The 246-nt window shown below is 69.5% G+C and carries 1 protein-coding gene; it reads right to left on the reverse strand.

Annotated elements, in window-relative coordinates; translation table 11 throughout:
• A partial coding sequence (locus tag ACLJNW_RS27605) for a hypothetical protein (protein ID WP_410961753.1) occupies nucleotides 1–246 on the reverse strand: 246 nt, incomplete at both ends.

The raw sequence follows: 246 nt of genomic DNA on the forward strand, positions 1-246 counted from the left end.
GGCCTTGGTCGCGCTGACGCCGGCGGCGAAACGCTCCTTGCCGGACTGGTCGCGGATCGGCCCGGTGAAGGGGTGGAAGGCTCCGCTGCGGATCGACTCGATCAGCCTGCCCGCCTCTTCCCGCACCGGCGCCGGCAGCACCTCCTGGTTCAGCGGCAGGACCACCGTACTCTCGGCCAGGCCACCCCAGAAGTCCTCGGATTTCCAGGTGCCGTCCATCACCGCCTGGGCCGAGCGGATATAGTG

This window comes from Salmonella sp. SAL4457, from assembly GCF_046548235.1.
Taxonomy (GTDB): Bacteria; Pseudomonadota; Gammaproteobacteria; order Enterobacterales; family Enterobacteriaceae; genus Salmonella; species Salmonella enterica.